General features: G+C 38.1%; 9 protein-coding genes and 1 pseudogene. 2 read left to right on the top strand and 8 right to left on the bottom strand.

The features are described 5' to 3' along the window. Nucleotides 1-45: 45 nt before the first annotated feature. The 4 genes from BACCELL_RS14815 to BACCELL_RS14800 form a co-directional block, all read right to left on the bottom strand. Complete coding sequence (locus BACCELL_RS14815) at nt 46-1,656, bottom strand: DUF4957 domain-containing protein (protein ID WP_007212676.1); 1,611 nt, start codon at nt 1,654-1,656, stop codon at nt 46-48. Between the two features lie 15 nt (nt 1,657-1,671). Beyond that, the gene (locus BACCELL_RS14810) at nt 1,672-3,723 is read right to left on the bottom strand and encodes a RagB/SusD family nutrient uptake outer membrane protein (protein WP_007212675.1); all 2,052 of its coding nucleotides are present in this window, start codon (nt 3,721-3,723) and stop codon (nt 1,672-1,674) included. Nucleotides 3,724-3,740: 17 nt separating this feature from the next. Then, nucleotides 3,741-6,971: a SusC/RagA family TonB-linked outer membrane protein gene (locus BACCELL_RS14805; protein WP_007212674.1), complete on the bottom strand. Its 3,231-nt coding sequence runs from the start codon at nt 6,969-6,971 to the stop codon at nt 3,741-3,743. A 263-nt stretch (nt 6,972-7,234) separates the two neighbouring features. Continuing rightward, nucleotides 7,235-9,721, bottom strand: a complete 2,487-nt coding sequence (locus BACCELL_RS14800; protein ID WP_007212673.1) for a glycoside hydrolase family 95 protein — start codon at nt 9,719-9,721, stop codon at nt 7,235-7,237. Between the two features lie 342 nt (nt 9,722-10,063). Here BACCELL_RS14800 and BACCELL_RS14795 point away from each other — a divergent pair, with 342 nt between their 5' ends. Continuing rightward, nucleotides 10,064-12,424, top strand: coding sequence for a glycoside hydrolase family 3 N-terminal domain-containing protein (locus BACCELL_RS14795; RefSeq protein WP_007212672.1), 2,361 nt, complete (start codon nt 10,064-10,066; stop codon nt 12,422-12,424). A 127-nt stretch (nt 12,425-12,551) separates the two neighbouring features. Here the strand turns inward: BACCELL_RS14795 and BACCELL_RS14790 are convergent, their stop codons facing one another. The 4 genes from BACCELL_RS14790 to mscL all read right to left on the bottom strand — a co-directional run bounded on the left by BACCELL_RS14790 (nt 12,552) and on the right by mscL (nt 20,625). Then, nucleotides 12,552-14,576: a RagB/SusD family nutrient uptake outer membrane protein gene (locus BACCELL_RS14790; RefSeq protein ID WP_007212671.1), complete on the bottom strand. Its 2,025-nt coding sequence runs from the start codon at nt 14,574-14,576 to the stop codon at nt 12,552-12,554. Between the two features lie 24 nt (nt 14,577-14,600). Beyond that, nucleotides 14,601-17,939 carry a SusC/RagA family TonB-linked outer membrane protein gene (locus BACCELL_RS14785; RefSeq protein WP_007212670.1) on the bottom strand — a complete coding sequence of 1,113 codons (3,339 nt, stop codon included), beginning with the start codon at nt 17,937-17,939 and terminating at the stop codon, nt 14,601-14,603. Between the two features lie 300 nt (nt 17,940-18,239). Further along, a complete protein-coding gene (gene guaA / locus BACCELL_RS14780; protein ID WP_007212669.1) occupies nt 18,240-19,793 on the bottom strand; it encodes a glutamine-hydrolyzing GMP synthase in 1,554 nt (517 codons plus the stop codon). 394 nt (nt 19,794-20,187) lie between these two features. Continuing rightward, on the bottom strand, nt 20,188-20,625 hold the full coding sequence (gene mscL / locus BACCELL_RS14775; RefSeq protein WP_007215416.1) for a large-conductance mechanosensitive channel protein MscL: 438 nt from the start codon (nt 20,623-20,625) through the stop codon (nt 20,188-20,190). Nucleotides 20,626-20,764: 139 nt separating this feature from the next. Here mscL and BACCELL_RS14770 point away from each other — a divergent pair. Beyond that, nucleotides 20,765-21,100, top strand: a pseudogene (locus BACCELL_RS14770) (glyceraldehyde 3-phosphate dehydrogenase NAD-binding domain-containing protein); the annotation flags it as partial. Between the last annotated feature and the right edge of the window lie 18 nt (nt 21,101-21,118).

Genomic DNA, 21,118 nt, shown 5'->3' with positions numbered 1-21,118 from the left:
TTTCCTAATTTATACAATATTTTGTATAGAGTACAAATTTCAAAGCTACCACCATCTAGGATCACCAACTTCGCCTTTTCCGGCAAATTTCACATCGCTTTTGAAATGAAAATCATCTTGACGAGGATTAACAAACAACTCTTCAGAAGTCAAACCTACAATAACAGCATTCGTAAACTTATTTTTATTTACTTCAAAATCAGAAGTGAGATAGCATGAGGAGAAATTCAAATAACTTGAATAATCCCCATTACCAGAATTTACTTTATCGCCCTTATTGTCTCCAGTAAAGATTGAGTTCTTTACAGTAATAGCCTTAGGCTGCTTATTTAAAAGAAAAATCTTCGGAATACCAATAGTATAATTACAGAAAGTCATATTATTAATACTAATCTTATCAACATCTACCCGTATATCCATTAACTGATCACCAATATCTATCATTGTTGTGTTTGTGATAGATATTGTACTTATCGAGGAAGCTTTTCCTACATTTATAAGTCCATAGCCGTTAGCTCCAACATTCTTAATTATACAATTATTAATTTTGATATTACCTATTTTCGCATCTGCATCATCAATTCGAATAAGGCTCCGCGGAATATTTCGAATAATACAACCGTCAAATTCAACATCTCTGAAAGTTTTTCCACCATTTACATTGATTTGGAAATTCTCTTTCATGGTATTGTCTATTTCTATATTCTGACATAAAATTCCCCTGATAGAGCCAGACAAACTTATGCTATACAATTTTAATAAAGGTTGCGATCCTCCTCTACCACCTCCTATTAAATAAAGGCGATTAATATTTTTCGGTATTGTTATCTTACCAATCTCATATGTCTGCTCTTTATCAAAAATTAGAGATACGGTACTATCAGCACTAGATTTCAGCAAATTATCAATATCATCACCTGCATTCACTTTAATCATGCCACCTGTATTAGATCCCAATGTTCTCAAGTTTAAGCTTCCTCTGCGTACCAGTTCATTATAAATCACAAACACATAATTGGTACCAGGCTTTAAACCATCAACAGAGAGACTTCCTTCTTTTTTTTCAATATCTGTAATGATCCGTTTCGGTGCCCATATTGTGTCATTTTTTTCATTCTGGTATTTCAGTTCACCGTAAGATATATGTGTAACAGCTATATTCGGTTCCCAATACAGCATGATATTATCCAATCCTAAAATATTATTTGTAAATACCTGCTCACTAGGAGTTTTAAAATAAGCTTGTACATATTTTGATTCCTTACCATTATTTTGATTGACCGCCCTTAACCGAACTGAGTATTTACTTGTTCCATTCAACTCCTTAAATAGAGTACGGTAGGTAGTGGCAGACACTGTTGCCTCTTTGGTATATGGAGTCAATGTATCAGCCAATATCTCCACAGTACGAATAACATTGGTAAATAATAAACTGTCCCCTTCACTGAATTCAAATACATACTTGGTAGCCTCTTCTACACCTTTATATTCTATTAATACAGAAGTTGCTTTGCTTTCTTTAATCTCGAATTTAATCGGACGAAATAGTATGTCATAGTTCGGATCATATTCCCAATCATTGGGCTGATCGCTACATCCAATCGCAATAAATGCTAAAAAGTATACTAGTATACAATATAGGTCTTTGTTTTTCATAAATGTACATTCTAATTATTTATAATCATATCCGTATGAATTTTCTAAATATCCTTTGGATTTATATATATCATCATAATAAATGGGATATAAATGACGATAGTTGCAAACTCCGTTTCCAGCTGTCATGGTAATAAACTTCTTTTTAATTAAATCACCATATTTCAATTTAGAAAATAATTCGTCATAGTTATATGAAGCTCGTAGTCCGGAAGCGTAGAGCAATATTTTCACTGAATTATTAACTAAATCATTCACTCGCCTTTCATCTTCCAGATTCCAATTATTAACAGGAAACCAATTCACTTCCGTATAAACATTCTGATCAGGATTAAACGCCAGCCTTTCATAGAAATTGACGGATTCCCAATCAATAAACTCATTATTCTTGTCATATTTAAAATATAACTTATCAGGGAAATCTGAAGGTTCATACACTCTATCAAAAATCTTAATCGTTTGAGTACCATCAAGCATTAATAGCATTGCCTCTTTCATCTCTTCTATCTTTTGATCTAATAATCCCCAACGAATCAAATCTAATTTACGAATGGCTTCACCTCCAAACTCCCAAGCTCTCTCATTGACAATAGCATTAAAGAAATCTGCATCATACTTCTTTATTTCAGGTGAACCTATTCCAAATGCTCTTTCACGTACTTTCTCTAAAGCTTGGCGCGCACTTATACCGGCTTTCTCATTCACTGTATCTTCACCTTTACCCAATCCATAGCGCGCCTCTGCAAACATCAAAAAGATATCAGGATAACGCATTAGAATCCAGTTAATTCCAGTCGGTACACGCGAAGTTGCTGTCAAAAGCAAATTTCTATATGCATCGCATGTCCAGAAATACCCCCATTTTCCATAACTTACTCCCATAATGTTATTCCCCATAACTTCCCTAACATATGTATTATCCTTTTTATAAGTAGCCCAATAGCACGCATAATCACGACGTTTGTCTTGAGGGAGAAAAGAGTAAAAATAAAAGGCATTTGAGCATGCATATGAACCACCAAAATTTTCAGGCTTATTATCCATACGCCTCCCCATCAATGAACCAATATCACCACTATATCCCAGACCATTAGCAACTTCAAACATATTTTCATTATAAGGATTATAATCTAAATGGCATACAGTTTTCCAAATATTGCCATAATCAGGATCCAATTGATGAGGGTTTTGTGGATCCCCAATAATTTCAGCACACTGTTCCTCTGCTATTTCATAGTATTTCCTCCAATCCTTAGTACGCCCCACATAGTAGTTATTCATTTCTTTCATACCCGGATTGTTTTCCAAATTAGGATAATGCTCTACATTTGCATCAGAAAACTGATTACCATCACGAATAGACCAACCGCCTGCAAACAAAGCAATACGAGCTAATAAGCCTTTTGCAAACCCTTTAGTTACACGTTCGCAATTATAATCACCAACTTCACCCACCCATGGCAAACATTCAACAGCTTCTTGCATATCTCTTATAAGAAACGGATAAATACTATCTCGATTAATTTTTCCCATATATACATTTGACAAGTCAGAATTGGCAATACCATCTTTAAAAGGAACATCTCCCCAACGACGTACCAATTCAAGATAAGCCAATGAGCGTAACGTTAGCGCTTCGCCCAGCAAATATTTCATAGTGATGGAGCCTTCTTCATACAACTTTGAATTACGAATACCATCAACAGCAGTACTTGCCAATTCTGTTAATTTAAAGATATTTCCCCACTGAGTTGTCTTGTTGTACCAATCCGCCCAAAAATTCGCAGGCCCGCTATCTCCATTTTTATCACTACTGGGATTTTCCATAAAGCCATTGGACATATCTGTATCCGAATTCCCTTGCCAGTTAACAGACATTTTCTGACCATAAACATAAGTATCGCCTAAGTATGAATAGACTCCCATAACAGCAGCTTTAGCCATTCCTTCATTTTCAAATATAGTTTGAGCAGATTGTTCTGAAGGAGATGCCGTATCCAAAAAATCGCTGCAAGCAGTGAACAGTAATTGAACTGTAACAACTGCATATAATAATTTACATTTCATGATATGTATTATAAATATTAAAAAGTTAGATTAACACCAAATAGATAATTCTTATTCTTTGGATAAGAAGATTTATCAACTCCCGGAGTCATATTACTTGAACTGGTATTTACTTCAGGATCTTGACCGCTATATCCTGTCAAACAGAATAAATTAGAAGCTGTAGCATATAATCGCAATTTTTTCACTCCAAACTTCTTAGTTAAATTTTTCGGTAGTGTATAACCTAAAGTCAACGTTCCCAAACGTAAAAAAGAGCCATCTTCAACTACCCAGTCAGTAGTAATATTATTGTTTATAATCGGATGCCACATTGTTTTATTCTGATTAACTTCCCGCAATCGCTCAGGATCTGCATTACCACCATTATAAATATTAAGCCCCGTAACCGGATCAATAGTAGTAAAGCGGTTTTCCTTCTTCATGAGCGTACTCATATTCTGATATTTTCTACTACCAGCATAAGTTACATAATCTACTTTACTAAGATTTAAAATATCATTACCATATGACCAATTGAACATCGCCACCAAATCAAAACCTTTCCAGCCTGCATTAATATTAAAACCACCAGTATGTTTTGGAAGTGCATGTCCTATAACTTTACGGTCATTATCCGGATCAATTTTTCCATCACCGTTCAAGTCCTTCAATTTCATGTGACCTGGTCCATAATAATTACCAGATAAACTAAGTACACCTGAGCAATCAACAACACCCTCGTTTAAATCCCATCTTTGAGTTTCTTTATTAAATGTAAAATCATCAAAATCATATAGCCCATCATATATATAGCCATACATCAATCCTACCTCCTGACCTACAAAAATACGATAATTGTCACTTCCGACACTAGTACCCCCGGCTGACAAAATCATTACATCCTGATTAGCACCATACAGAGCATCTACTTTATTTTTATTAAACGAGATATTAAAACCAAAATCTAAATAAGCGTCTTTTTTCTGTATCAAATTAGCATTTAACGATATTTCCAATCCTTGATTAGTAGTCTGTCCCAAATTTTGATACTGATCTCTGTATCCGGCATTGGATGGTAATTGTACTGACATGATCAGATTCTTCGTGATATCTTTATATAAATCAACATTAATTTTCAGACGATTCTTAAATAAACTCATATCCAATCCTATATTGGCAGAATATTTTGATTCCCAAGTTAAATCTTCATTACGCAGTGTGGTTGATGTCTGTAAAGAAGACATTCCCGTTTCATTCTGATAATATAAATATCTTGTGTCTGACACTGCTTTATACGTTTGACGCCATCTAGAACCTACTCGTGCATTTCCAGCCTTACCATAGCTTAAACGCAATTTCAAGTCGGAGAGCCAGTTTTTAGCCGTTTTCATAAACTTCTCATCAGAAATACGCCATGCTACCGATCCAGCTGGAAAAACTCCCCATTTATTACCAGGAGCAAAAACATTGGTACCATCAGCACGCAAAGTAAAATTTGCATAATAGCGATTGTTCAGATTATATCCCATACGTCCGAAATAAGACTGACTGCGATTAGGTTCATCAATAGTAGTGTAAGTGGGTTCCGCTTTACCATTGTTCCACATAGACAAAATATCATTTGCTGTATAATCTATAGGATAGTAGTCTGAATTGATGCGCATATTATCTTTTTCACTACTACTCAATTCTAATCCTGCCGTAATATCAAATCGGTGTTTTTTTATTTGTTTATTGTAACTCAACTGAGTTCTACCTGTCCAACGTTTACCATTCCAATAAGTCCGATAAGATACTGGTTGACCGGCTTTATTATTAGCTTCTCCCGTATTTTCCAGATAAATTTGATCTGTACGGTCAAAATCAAAGACATAAGTTCCTTCTGCACGAAAATTCAATCCTTTGATTATATCCCAAATCAATGCAGCGTTATAAGAGTTTGAGAATTTTTGCTGTTTTTTATATTCGTTCGCAATGTTATAAAAAGGATCATTCAGACCACTGATATTCTCCGGAATGTATTCGCTTCCCTGTAAATCCTCTGCCGTCAAATCTTTCAAAGTACCCACAGGTGGATATTTGACACAATCCCGCAGTTTCCCCCCAGAAGAAACACTTGTACCATCAATGACAGTACTGGTCATACGAGAATTAAAATCAATCTTCAGCTTATCATTAAACTTTTTACTAATTTTTACATTCAAATTATCGCGATTAAATTCAGAAGTTTTCATAATATATTCTTCATTATCACGCGTATAACTTAAACTATACACTAAATCTTTACTCCCACCATTGATATTCAAATTGTAGTTCTGTTTTACACCAGTCCGATCAAACAATTTAGCTTGCCAATTAGTCCCCTTTCTTCCTCTATATATCTCTAGATCATCCCATCTACCATAGCGTTCAAAAAAACCCGCATTAGTCGAAGGATCTAATTCTCTTTGTAAATATACATATTCATAAGGAGAAAGTACATCCGTTTCATTATACATATGATTAAAACCAACTGAAGCATTTAAGGAGACCTCCATTTTGCCTACACGTCCACTTTTCGTGGTAACAAGAACTACACCATTAGCACCTTTTGCTCCATAAATAGCTGTAGATGAAGCATCTTTCAATACATCAATACTTTCGATATCAGTAGGAGGAATATCTCCAATACCATTTACCTGAAAACCATCGACAATAAATAATGGATCATTACTTTGGGTGATAGATCCTCCTCCACGTACACGAATACTAACTTCAGCGTCAGGAGAACCTTGAGTAGTAACTACACTAACTCCAGCTATACGCCCCGTAATTGCACTTGCAGCGGAAGTAGTAGTAATATCTTTTAAAGTATTCTCGCCAACAGAAGATATTGCTCCTGTAAGATCTTTCCGCCGCGCATTACCGTAACCGATAGCCACAACCTCTACTTCGTCAAGCTGCTGCGCATCATCCTCAAGCACAATTTGAACCTTTTTTCCAGGAGTAACGCTTACCTCTTCAGTACGCATACCTATAAAGGTCACAATGATTTTTTTCTCTGTCCCTGATAACGTCAAAGTAAAGTCTCCATCCAAATTGGTAATAGCACCATTTCCCTTTCGCCCTTTCTCCGTTACGGTAGCCCCGATAACAGGTTCACCTTCCGAATCGACCACAGTACCTTTCACTGTACCGTTTTGAGTAAACCCTGCTATCGGCACCAGCAATAGCAATACCATTAGCAGCGTTCTTACGTTCCACACATAATCAAATTTTTGTTTCATGATAGTATTATTTAATTAACAAAAAAATAGTTCTTCATATATTGATCTTATAAGTATTGGCTGCCAATAATGGCAGCCAAATTTTCCTGAAAACATCTAACCAGTTCAATTGCTTCCTTAAACGATAATCGCAAAACTAATAGCTTATCAAAAATATAGTTTGTACTTTTTATCCCTTTGCGTGCACTTTTTGACACATATAAAAAATCAACTGATTATCAGCATCATAAAGACTAACACATTAAGATTAATTATAATCATAGTCAAAGATTAGTGAAGGTATAAGTATGATTAGCTTCCGTTGGAATGTCATACAGAAAATATTCTTTAAACTCTATTCCCTTCAATGGAGCTTTTTCACTGATTAAAGGGCGAGTGACATCTTGTTTAGCAAATAATAAATTAGGATTGAGACTATTTGTTTCAGCTAAGTTCTTATTATTTATGTTCAATCGATTGTGAACTCTCAAACGTAAGTTTCCCCCGATAGTAGATTTAATGGTTACAGACTCTATTCTACCATTTTTCCATTTTAATGAAATAATTTCGAACCCTCCACGCGCGCGAAGTCCAGCTATCTCCCCATCTTTCCAAACGTCAGGTAAAGCCGGAAGCAAATGAACGGCTCCATCATGGCTTTGCATTAGCATTTCTGCAATACCTGCAACACAACCAAAGTTACCATCAATCTGGAAAGGTGGATGAGCATCAAACAAATTCGGATATGTACCACCTCCTTGTCCTTTTTGTATTTCAGGAGAAACCAAATTTAATTGATTGGTAATAAGTTTAAAGGCATGATTTCCATCTAAACATCTTGCCCAGAAACAAACTTTCCAGCCCATAGACCAACCAGTAGAAGGATCACCACGTTGTATCAACGTATTGCGAGCAGCTTCAAAAAGCACTGGTGAAGAGTAAGGAGATATCTGATAACCTGGAAAAAGTCCCCACAAATGGGAAATATGCCGATGATGATCTTTAGGATTATCCCAATCTTCAAACCATTCTTGTAGCTGTCCGTATTGCCCTACTTGCATAGGCGGCAATCGTTTCTTCAAAGAAAGAATTGTATCACAGAACTGTTTGTCTCTGTTCAGAATTTGAGCCGCAGCATTAGTGTTTGAGAATAAATCAAATACTAGCTGATTATCCATCGTGACTCCCGCAAATAGATTCGACTTTCCTTTCCACAATTTAGGAGAATTTTCAGGAGAATTACTAGGCGTTACTACCATATAGCCAGTATTTGGATCCTTTACCAAAAAGTCTACAAAAAATTCGGAAGCACTTTTCATAATGGGATATATACTATTAAGATATTCTTTATCGCCAGAATAGAGATAACGATCCCACAAATGCTGACATAACCAAGCATTACAGGTAGGCCATGGACCACAATAAGGCCTGTCAACTGCACCGTTCATACGCCATAAGTCTGTATTATGATGCAGCATCCATCCACGACAGCCATACATTTCACGGGCGGCTTCCTGTCCATTTTCATAAAGTTCTCTAATCATTTGCAGGAAAGGTTCATGCATTTCACGTAAATTCGTAACCTCAGCAGGCCAATAATTCATCTCTGCATTTATGTTAGTAGTATAACGACATCTCCATGCCGGATTTGTTTTATGATTCCAAATACCCTGTAGATTCGCAGGTTGCCCACCTGGTTGCGAACAAGAAATAAGTAAATAACGTCCATATTGAAAGTATAACGCTACTAAATGGGGATCATTAGAGGTTGCAAATTCTTTCACCCTAATGTCCGTCGGCTTATCTGCTTGAGGAGTATATCCCAAATCTAAGGCCACCCGTCGATAATATTTCTGATACATATTAACATGAGCCTGTAATGCCTTAGTATAAGGTTTTCTAGCATTTTTCAGATAAACTTTATTACGTTCAACAGGATTACCAGAAATATCCTTGTAATTAATAAAATTGGTTGCCATAGCAATATAAATAGTTGCACTAGTTGCATTTGTTATAGATAAAAGAGTATCATTAGCAACTGACTTTCCGCCTTGTAAATCCAATTCAACATCTGCACGGAAGCATACAGCCCCCGGAGTAAATCCATCCCCTTTAGTAGTTCCTTCCATTATCAATCTATTCTTTCCTAAAGTACTTACATCTACCTTTTGCGGACAAGTCAATGCAGCTGAGAAAGTTAACTTTCCAGCCTGAGAGGCTGTCAGGCGAATTATAATGAGCTGATCGGTTAATGAAGCAAACACTTCACGTTTATATTTCACCCCATCTACAGAATAAGTGGTTGTAGTCACCGCTCTCTCCAAATCGAGTTCTCGACGAAAATTGGAATAGTTTTCTTGTCCCTGAAAATCCAAGCGTAAACTTCCAACAGTTTGATAAGGCATTCCAAATCCATTCTTTGAAAGAATTTTGGTTTCTGCCAAGGCCTGTGCTTCCGGATATTTACCGTCGAATATCAGTTGACGGATAGTCGATAATGCATTTTTAGCTTCTGGATTATAATTATTATAAGGAGAACCGGCAGAAACCGTTTCTTCATTCAACTGAATCTCTTCATGAACCGGATTTCCATAAACCATTGCCCCTAACCGTCCGTTACCGAGAGGTAAAGCTTCTTCCCAATATTGTGCAGGCTTATCATACCATAATATGGGATGTTTTTGAGCGTACACATTGACATTGCCCATTGACACTAATCCTAAAAGTAGTATTTTTACGAAATTCAAAAATCTTAATTTTTCTATTTGCATAATATTCCGTTTTATTGTTCAATGCAAATGTAGACTGCTATCTTTAGACAAGTTTACACTATTCATGCGATTTACTGCACTTTTTGACCAAGGCTCAATCTTTTCTTTTGACTAACCATTACTAATAAGCTTCCAAATAAATGATAAAAAATCCAGTAATCACATCATTAGCTCTCTATACAATCTTATCATAATTCACTAATTATCAAACAAATAAATCCAAATAAGAATATTTACGCCCAATATAACTAGTCAAATAGTACACTCTAATGAAAAAAGAGTGCAAGACCTATTTCAGTATCTTTCGTATGTTTGTATCTGAAAAATTAGTAAAAAAGAACCATGAAGAAAAAGAAAAAATTACTCGTTGCAGGAATAGCATTGTCAGTGCTATTCAGTACAAATTTACAGGCGCAAACTGTAAATTACACGCCTTTTGAAACAAAGGAATCACAGAAGATTGTAAATGAGCTCTACAATCGTATGACCCTTGAAGAGAAAGTTGCTCAATTGCATGGGATAGTTCCCGGATCATTGGTAGATAAAAATGGAAAACTATCTGATGAAAAATGCCGTAAGAATATACCTAATGGCATAGGGCACGTTTGCCAATTCGCATGTGCACAGGAATTAGATCCTGACAAACTGCGAGATTTTGTAGCCGACCTTCAAGAATGGTTACGCAAAAACACGCCTTCGGGTATTCCAGCAATTTGCCATGAAGAAGCTATCAGTGGATTTGCCGCAAAAGGAGCTACCGTATATCCTCAACAGTTAGGATTGGCTTGCACATGGAATCCTGATTTAATGATTGAAAAATCAAGGCAAACAGCCGAAGCTATGCGTAAAGTAGGTAGCACAATGGCATTGTCACCAATGGTAGATGTTGTACGTACTTCTACATTCAACCGCATCGAAGAAAGTTATGGAGAAGATAGTTATTTATCCGGTGCTATGGGAGTAGCTTTCGTTCAGGGTTTGCAAGGCAATGATTTAGCCAAAGGAGTTGCTGCCTGTAGTAAACACTTTCTTGGTTATGGTGGAGGTAGTGAGTCTCCGGAGAAAGAATTAACCGAAGAGATCCTTTTCCCTCATGAAGCTATCATTCGCTGTGCAGGCAGCAAATGCACAATGACGGGATATCATTCCTATAAAGGTAAACTGGTGGTAGCAAGTGCACCTTTGATTCAAGACTATCTCCGCGGGAGAACAGGTTTTGACGGTATAGTGGTTAGTGACTACGGTGCTATCGGCCGTCTATACAAAGGAGATGATATGTTGGCTAAGTGTGCAGCAGAAGCTATGAATGCAGGTAATGATCTTGAGTTCAGCAATGGTAAATGTTATCCTCATTTACCGGAAGCAATGGCATCGGGAATAGTGAGTGAAGCACGATTTGAAGAGGCGGTTAAACGTGCTTTAACCCTAAAAGTAAGATTAGGAATGTTAACTCCTAATGCTAAGTTATTTGAAAAAGGTCACTTAAACTTAGACACTCCGGATTATCGTCAAACAGCCTACGAACTGGCATGCCAGTCTGTAGTATTGCTAAAGAACAACGGTGTGTTACCGCTTAAACCGACAGCCAAGATAGCATTAGTTGGTCCTAATGCAAACTCTTTTTGGAGCTTGATTGGTGATTATGCTTATCCTTCCATGCTTGCTTTCTGGAGAAGAAAAAAACCGGATGGACAAAATCCTTACTTGATCCCATTGTATGATGGCTTAAAAAACAAAAAACCAGCCTCTATGATAGTAGGCTACGAACGTGGCTGCGAATGGAGTCTACCGGGAGAAGCCACTATTAAATCATCAGGCGATGTAGATCCTCGTACCAGTCAATTAACCGCAATGATGGTAGAATCAGCCGATCATACAGACTGGAATGCAGCAATCAAATTGGCTAAAGAGAGTGATATTATAGTAGCAGCCGTAGGAGAAAATCCAGCTCTTTGTGGAGAGGCTCGTGTAAGAAAAGGCATCGATTTACCCGGTGACCAGGAGAAATTCGTAAAAGAGTTAATAGCAACAGGAAAGCCTGTCGTATTGGTGATAATGGGAGGACGCCCACAAGTTATCGATGAAATAGAAAAAGGCTGTGCTGCTATCATGCATGCATGGTATCCCGGCGAAGAGGGTGGTAACGCTGTAGCTGATATATTATTAGGCAATGTCAACCCCTCGGGAAAATTATGTGTCAGTTACCCCAAAACAGAATCAGAAGAGAATATATGTTATAACAACCAACCGGAGTTACTTAGTAAAGTTGCCTACCCCTTTGGATATGGTCTGTCGTATACAACATATACTTATAGCAATTTGAAAATACAGAAATCAACAGTCTGCACCACAGATAAAAGTATCAAGTTCTCTTTTGATATAACCAATAGTGGAAAGATGGAAGGTACCGAAATCATTCAACTATACCTATCACCAGTTGATGGACAACCTCTAAAGCCAATTCAGCTAAAAGGCTTTAAACGAATCTCACTGAAACCCGGAGAAACCCAGAAAGTAAAAGCTGAATTAATGTTAGACCAATTGGCATATTATTTTGAAAAGCAATGGCACATAATGCCTGGAAAATATGAAATAAAGATAGGAGCTTCTTCCATTGACATTCGCTTAAACAGCTTTTTTTCTGTAACGGGCAATGCCAAGAGCATGAAACAGCGTGAATTCCTTTTCTCTGAAATTCATTAAATCATAAAATACTATTTACCCTGTATTATTCAAAACACCTTACTGATGAGTATGAATAATACAGGGTAAAAAAACTATTCTGAAATTTTCTGATACCTATTGACGATTATTATAATAGTCCTTTTCTTTATTGTTGCGGTAATCCATAACCATTCGTTACTTTTCCTTTAGATTGACTAATCGTTTCGTACGGAATAGCCCAATAATAACAAGGAACACTTTCTTTGGATGTGATTCCCGGAAGAATATTACTCAAATAAATATCAATATTCTCTGCAAGAGTACTACCCCAGGCGGTCTTCACATACCCTTCCTGTTCCAATTGAGCAGCAATTGTACCATTAGGATCAATATATTCAAATAAGCCCTTAATTGCTGTGTTATGGGTCGTTCCATTAACAGTTAATCCCAATTTTGCAAAATCCAACACACCGCGCCATCCCGGAAATTGTACAGGATCTGTTTTATCCGTACAATCATAAGTCAAAGTAGCACCCTCAACCTGTTTTGTCCATATATAGGCTGGTAATACATTACCATTTCCAAATTCATAATAGCCTTTAGTCTTCAAATCAATAGCAAGAGCCTCCATCTCATTACGTACCTCCAACGCTTCCTCAGAGAATTTGGCACTTCTAACCATATCGTAGCGAGTATGTCCTTCACCAAAAAGTTCTAATTTCCTTTCCATAAGAACTGCATCTTTCAACACATCTCCGGATAAACCTGCAATATTATGGTCGGTATTACCAAAAGCCCTTTCCCGAATCTGATTGACTAAATTTATGGCTTCAGCATTTGCACCCAGTTCGGCTTTCACTTCTGCCAACATAAGAATCGCATCCGCAACACGCATAATCGGTGCACTAAAGCCCGCGCTACCCTGTCCACCTACAAAGTAAGGATTCTGACGGCAAATATCCCACTTATTCAAGCAAATACCTCCATCTGTCTTAGCACCGGCCTTAAAAGTAAAAACTATTTCATTTCCTTTGCCATCCAATCCGGTGACCACTGCACTGACATCTCTACGCTTGTCGGCATTGTCATAACCGCCATAATAAAAAGTAGGTACCATTCGTACTGCCGCAAAGACCTTATTAGGAGCCGTATTGTTACCTCCATTACAGCCACGACCAATATCATAACTATAAAATCGACCGCCCACTCTATTTTGTACACTGCCCAATTCAAAAATAGTTTCAGGACTCTGCTCTAAATCCATACAAAATTGGAAATGGCGTTGGAAAGGATTGTCGGTATAAGTGCGTTCATCCGTAGTAACTAATTTAGTTGTTCCGGCATTCGTTGAAATAGCCATCTCCAAGTATTGTTGAGCTATCATATAATAGTTTTTGTAATCTGCACGACGAGCGTAAGCACACTTACGTTTTGCATCAGTTCTAAGGACTTCAAACTGTACTTCTCCATAAAGTTCAGGCATATCCGTACGGATAGTTTGATAGCCACCGGCATAAAGAGCCATCTTACCAATGAGTGCATTTGCAAATGTTCTGGAGATACGTTGACCATTAATACCTCCTTCCCCGACTTTATACATATAAGGTTCGACTGCTTTTACAGCTTCTATCAGTTTATCGTAGATTGCAAAACGAGAAGTAATTTCGTAATCATCCACATAGCTATTCTCATAGCCATACGGAACATCGCCAAAGTGCTTGATCAAATCAAAATAGCACATAGCACGAAATGTTTCAGCTTCACCTTTGAGATGTGTCCAATCGGTAGTTCTACCGGCAGCAATATCCTCTTTATATTGAGTTTTTTCAGAGATCAGATTTATAGCTTTCGTTGTATAAGCAATAACACTGTATAAAGAATTAAAAGGATCTTTCATATAGTCACAAGGAATCTGTTCCGGAACTAATTTAGCATTGATATTATTGGATGAATTATTTTCAGGAAAATATTCAATATCAGAACCAAAATGATCATTCCAATTATACGCGCCAAAACATGACTCACGATAAAGGGCATATCCTCTTGATAAAATCTTCAATGTTTCTGTAGGGCTGGAAGAAACAAATTCATCATCAATATTGGATGGAGAAGAGGTGTCTAAAAAATCACTACATTGTGTAAATGCCAAACAACAGATAGCGGCAAATGCCATTTTTATTAACTTATTCATAAATTCTTCTTTTAAATAAAATGATTAGAAACTTATATTTACACCCAAGACGAATGAACGGGCACGCGGATATGTCCCCCAATCCAACCCCCATTTAGGATAATCACTTGTTGAAGTGTTGGTATTAACTTCTGCGTCAAGACCCGAATACCCCGTAATGGTAAAGACATTATAAATACTTCCGTAAACACGCAGGTTGCTGATACCAGCTTTCTTGATAAATTGTTTAGGCAATGTATAACCCAATGTCAATGTATTCAGGCGCAAATAAGAACCATCTTCAATACCTAACGTAGAAACATAACCATTCTCGCTATAAGCCAATGGCAATTTAGCATTGACATTAGCAGCATCCAACTGTTCAGGAGTTGTTAAAGCTACCAGCTGGCCGCCAACTACATCATAAATTTTATAGCAATCCTTCACCAAAGAAAGTTTGTTTTCGTAAACACCACTTTCCTTGTATCCATAAAGTGCCCCCAATTTATTGGCATTGTATATTTCATTACCATAACTCCAGTTAAAATATAATCCCAAGTCAAAATTCTTATATGAAGTGTTTATATTGAAACCACCGGTATGTACCGGTGTCATATCACCAATAACCTCTACATCATCGTCATTGATAATCCCATTATTATCCCGATCTTTAAATTTGGGCATACCCGGATAAGCTGATTGTCCGGCAGGGCGCTCATTCATACCACTATGCAGGTGATAATTAGGGAACACTACAGAAGAAATATCCGGAATTCCCTCTTTCAGTGTGTATATGCCATTCGCATATGTAAAATCACTGGTTGTATAGAATCCGTCAGCAATCAGACCACGCACTAATCCCACCGGCTTTCCTTCCATCAGGATATAGTCAGAAGAAGGAAAAGTGGATCCACTAGCCCATTGAGTTCCATAAAGTCCGGTCACATTATCGGCCAGTTCATCTACATTACCACGGTTGAAGTTTATGTTGAAACCTGCGGTTACATTCCAATCCTTTGTCTGTACAAGCACCCCTTGAAGAGCTATTTCAATGCCTTTATTACTGGTCTGACCGACATTGGCGTAAGTTGCAGTGAAACCTGTAATACCGGGAATAGTTGTTTTCATCAGCAAATCTTTGGTAGTATTCCAATATGCATCAATCGTACCTGTCAGACGATTGTTGAAAAAGCCAAAGTCAAAACCAATATTACGAGTTATTGTGGTTTCCCATTTCAAATCTTTATTCGCCAATTCTGTAGCCAGTGAATAAGAAGGCAGAAGCGTATTGTTTACTGCATCTTGTTGCCTCACGTCCGTTGTAGCTGACCAAGTCTGCGACCAAAGACTGGAACTTATACCGTCATTTCCAACTTGCCCATAAGAAACACGAAGCTTAAGATTATCCAGCCACTCTACATCCTTCAGAAATGATTCTTCTGACATACGCCAGCCCAAAGCTGCAGCAGGAAAATACCCCCAACGATTATTAGGAGAAAATTTAGAAGATCCATCAGCACGAAATGTTACCGTCAACAAATAACGGTCCAATAAATTATAGTTCAAACGGCTGAAAAAAGAAAGAATACGTCCCGGAATAGAAACACTTGAAGAAAACTGTCCCACCCCTTGTGTACCATCATACTGATTAATCATAGCAAATGCATTCTCCTTGGTAAAATTTGCAGGATAGTAAGTTCCTGAAGCTTTTAAACCATCACCACCCGAATCAGAAACTTCGTGACCAGCCAAAATGCTAAATCGATGCGCCTTGCCCAAACTAAAATCATAATTTAATGTATTGCTCCAACGAAGCCCCCATTTATTGCTTTTCTCCAGTTCCGCATTTCCGGCATAAAGGATTTCTCCTGTATTATCATCCATGTAACTGTTGACAATAGCTCCTGTCCACGTTTTATTTTGATTCCATGACTGATTGAGTGACAAGTCCGAATGATACGTCAATCCTTTCACTATCTCCCAATTCAATGATAGAATTCCGCGCAATGCCTGGTAATCTTTTGGTGAATAATTATCATTAATGCGATTTACCGGATTGTACCTGTCCCATTGACTTTGCTTTGCATAGTTTTCTATCATACCCTCATTCATAGCATTCAGATCGCCCAAAATATTTTCAGTTGCAATAGGACGAAAACGGTAGGAAGATGACAAAACGGAACCACTGCCATTTCTAACTCCTTCATCCCCCATTTTTTTAGTATTTGTATAGCGGGTATCCAGGCTAATATCTACATTCTTAGCTATTTTTTGATTTACCTTTAATGAAACATTGGCACGTTTGTAATAAGAAGCCAGTTTCATGCCATCCTCATCTGTATAATTCACAGCAAACAAGACTTTTGTTTTCTCAGTACCGCCCGTTATAGAAAGATCATGATTGTGAGAGAACGAATCATCATATACTTTTTTCTGAATATTATCAGCTTTCATGTTACGGTAGCTTTCTATTCCATTAGGATTAGTGGTTGTGTAACGACCAATGCCATACAATTTTTCAAAAGGCTCTGTGTAACTATTGCCTCCTACAGAAGCCCCGCTTGCCCACGTATAAGCCAGATAATCATAAGGATCCAGAGCATCCAGATATTTAGTTGGTGTATTGTACTTCATATAACCATTATAACTCACAACAACGCGCCCTTCTTTAGCTCCCTTGGTAGTGACAAGAATTACCCCATTGGCACCTCGGGCGCCATAAATGGCAGTTGATGAAGCATCTTTCAACACATCAATCGATTCTATTAAATCAGCTGAAATATCATTCAATGAACCGCTTACACCATCAATCAGAACCAAAGGGTCATTACTTTGGCTGATGGATCCACCTCCGCGAACACGAATTGAGACTGTAGCGTCAGGACGCCCATCTTGTGTCGTGACATTCACTCCCGATAACTTTCCTTGTAAGGCCTGTGCAGCATTTGCAACAGGCATTGCCGCAATCTGTTTTCCCGAAACAGATGCAACAGAACCGGTAAGATCCTTACGTTTTACTGTCTGATAACCGATAACAACGACCTCTTCCAGCGCACGGCTATCTTCTTCGAGTGTAATGATAAAATTTGTTTGATTTTTCACTGCAATCTCTTTAGAGACGTAACCTATGTAGGTTACTACTAATGTACCATTAGTGCTGACTCCAGAAATCGTGAACTTGCCATTCAAATCAGTAATCGCTCCGTTAGCCGTTCCTTTCACTAGTACGTTTGCACCGATAATCGTCTCACCCGATTTGTCCTGAACAACTCCACTCACAGTGGCTACCTGTGCATAGGTATTCCAAATACTCGTCATTAAGAATGAGAGTACAAGCAGGATAATTTTGTTTTTACTCATTGCTTTTAGTTTTCTTGTTTTCATTAATATTACGATTGGTTTACATTCTCTTCTTTATTGAAATTTAAGGCCTATCAATTCCATTCTAAAAAATGTCTGAAAGTAATTTCTCGCAAAATAAAAACCTTTAAAAGAATAAGCTTTGCACTATTTATCCACTTACATATACTTTTTGACCCAAATATCAAACTGCGATATTTGGTCAAATAATACATCTAAACCAACTAAAAGTGCAAAGTTTATTTGTTTCTTTGCCACCAATAAAAATAGCCCCAACTCTATACAAGTTGAGGCTATTCAAATATAGTATTAAAACGTACTACCCTATTCCCACTCTATCGTTGCAGGCGGTTTTGACGAAATATCATAGGTTACACGGTTCACTCCTTTCACCTTATTAATAATATCATTGGAAACCTTACCCAGGAATTCGTAAGGCAAATGCGCCCAGTCTGCCGTCATAGCATCCGTAGAAGTCACAGCACGCAGCGCAATGGCACGTTCATACGTACGTTCATCTCCCATCACACCAACTGATTGCACGGGAAGCAAGATAACACCCGCCTGCCAAACCTGATGATAAAGAGAAGTTTCGCTACCATCAGCTTCTTTCACTTTCCAGTCACGCAAGCCCTGAATAAAGATATCATCCGCATTTTGCAGAATAGCCACTTTCTCCGGAGTAATATCACCCAAAATACGCACAGCCAAACCCGGTCCGGGGAAAGGATGACGAGTAATCAGATGCTCAGGCATACCCAATCCGCGACCTACACGGCGAACCTCATCTTTAAACAATAAGCGAAGCGGCTCACAAAGTTTCAGGTGCATCTTTTCAGGTAAACCACCTACATTATGATGACTCTTAATAACCGTACCGGTAATAGAAAGGGACTCGATACAGTCAGGATAAATCGTACCCTGTGCCAGCCATTTCACATCTTTAATCTTATGGGCCTCCTCATCAAATACTTCGATAAACCCCTTGCCTATAATCTTACGCTTTTCCTCAGGTTCCGTTACACCTGCCAGTTCTGCAAAGAACTTGGCACTGGCATCCACGCCGATAACATTCAGACCGAGACATTCATAATCATGCAGTACATTCTTGAACTCATTCTTACGGAGCATACCGTGATCTACGAAGATACAAGTCAGGTTCTTACCGATAGCACGATTCAACAATACAGCAGCTACGGAAGAATCCACACCACCACTCAAACCAAGAACCACCTTATCATCACCCAACTGTTCCTTCAATTCGGCAACCGTCGTTTCAATAAAGGAAGCTGCACTCCAGTCCTGTTTGCAACCGCAAACATCCACCACGAAATTCTTCAGCATCTGCGTGCCATCTTCGCTGTGAAATACTTCCGGATGGAACTGTACGCCCCACACCTTTTCGTTCTCTATCTGATAAGCAGCAATCGCCACCTTATCCGTCGAAGCTATTTTTTTGAAATTGGAAGGGATAACCGTAATTGTGTCTCCGTGACTCATCCACACCTGTGTATTTTCCTTCACGTCCTTGAACAGCACATTATCCTTGTCAAAAGAGCTCAAGTGTGCACGTCCGTACTCACGACTTCCGGCAGGTTCCACCTTGCCGCCATTGGTATAAGCGATAAACTGCGCACCGTAGCAGATACCCAGAATAGGATACTTTCCACGAATTTCACTCAGATCAGCTTTAAATGCACTTTCATCGTATACAGAGAACGGGCTTCCCGAAAGAATAACCCCCTTTACACTCTCATCCCCCTCCGGGAACTTATTATAAGGTAAAATTTCGCAATACGTATTCAATTCACGGACACGACGGGCTATAAGCTGCGTAGTCTGCGAACCAAAATCAAGAATGACAATCTTTTCTTGCATATAATCTGTATGGATTTAATTAAAATGTTCCGCAAAAGTAGAAAAAAGTAAGAAAATAACGGGAATAATAGCCAGAAAATCTATATTTCATAACATAATTAATGAATTTGGTAGCCGGAAAGACACATAGAACACAGTAAAATCAGCTTTAAAAACATTACTGATAATCAAGATATTACAAGGAGTTAACTTCCTGTCAACAAAGAGTTAATTTCTTGTCGACAGGAAGTTAACTCCTTGCTGACAGGGAATGAATTGTCCCATTTTTCCTACCGCCTATTACCCGAACCGTATCAGATCCGTATTTGCTCCGTACCTAAGCGTTTGGACCGGATACGGACCAGGTACGGGCCAGACACGGACCGGGTACAGTGAGGATTATTTTTTGTTCTTTTTATCGTTTTTCTTTCAAGATATCCCTAATTTCCGTCAGTAAGACTTCTTCTTTACTAGGTGCAGGAGGAGCAGGAGGTGCTGCGGGAACTTCCGCCTCCTTCTTAGCCGTCAGCCTGGTCAGCAATTTGATGAACAGGAAAATAGAAAAAGCAATAATAAGAAAGTCAAACGTCACTTGCAGGAAATTTCCATAATTCAAGGTTACAGCAGCAATCTCTTTACCGTCCACAACTTCAGCAGGTTTCATCACCCACTTCAGGTCCGTAAAGTTCACACCTCCCACCAATAAACCGAGAGGCGGCATGATAATATCTGCCACCACAGAAGATACAATTTTACCAAACGCGCCACCGATGATTACACCGACAGCCATGTCTATCACATTGCCTTTCATGGCAAATGATTTAAAATCTTGTAAAAATGAACTTTTTCCCATCACTTCCATTATTTAATTATAAAATTAAGTGCGAATATAAAAACATTTTCTTACTTTTGCACCGCATTTCAGAAATAAATGCGCAAGAGAAGAGAGATATTTGAACAAATATTATAAAACCCTTAAAAGTTTAAACAAAATGATTAAAGTAGGTATTAATGGATTCGGACGTATCGGACGTTTCGTATTCCGCGCTGCAATGGAAAGAAACGATATTCAAATCGTTGGTATTAACGACCTTTGCCCGGTAGATTACTTGGCTTACATGCTGAAGTATGACACTATGCACGGTCAGTTTAACGGCTCTATCGAAGCAGATGTTGAAAACAGCAAACTGATCGTTAACGGCCAAGCTATCCGCATCACTGCAGAAAGAAACCCGGCTGACTTGAAATGGGATGCTGTAGGTGCAGAATACGTAGTTGAATCTACTGGTTTGTTCCTGAGCAAAGACAAAGCTCAAGCTCACATCGAAGCTGGTGCAAAATTGTAG

The sequence above is a fragment of the Bacteroides cellulosilyticus DSM 14838 genome (assembly GCF_000158035.1).
Taxonomy (GTDB): Bacteria; Bacteroidota; Bacteroidia; order Bacteroidales; family Bacteroidaceae; genus Bacteroides; species Bacteroides cellulosilyticus.
Note: the sequence above shows the minus strand (reverse complement) of the source record. Positions and strands in the feature narration are given on the sequence as shown.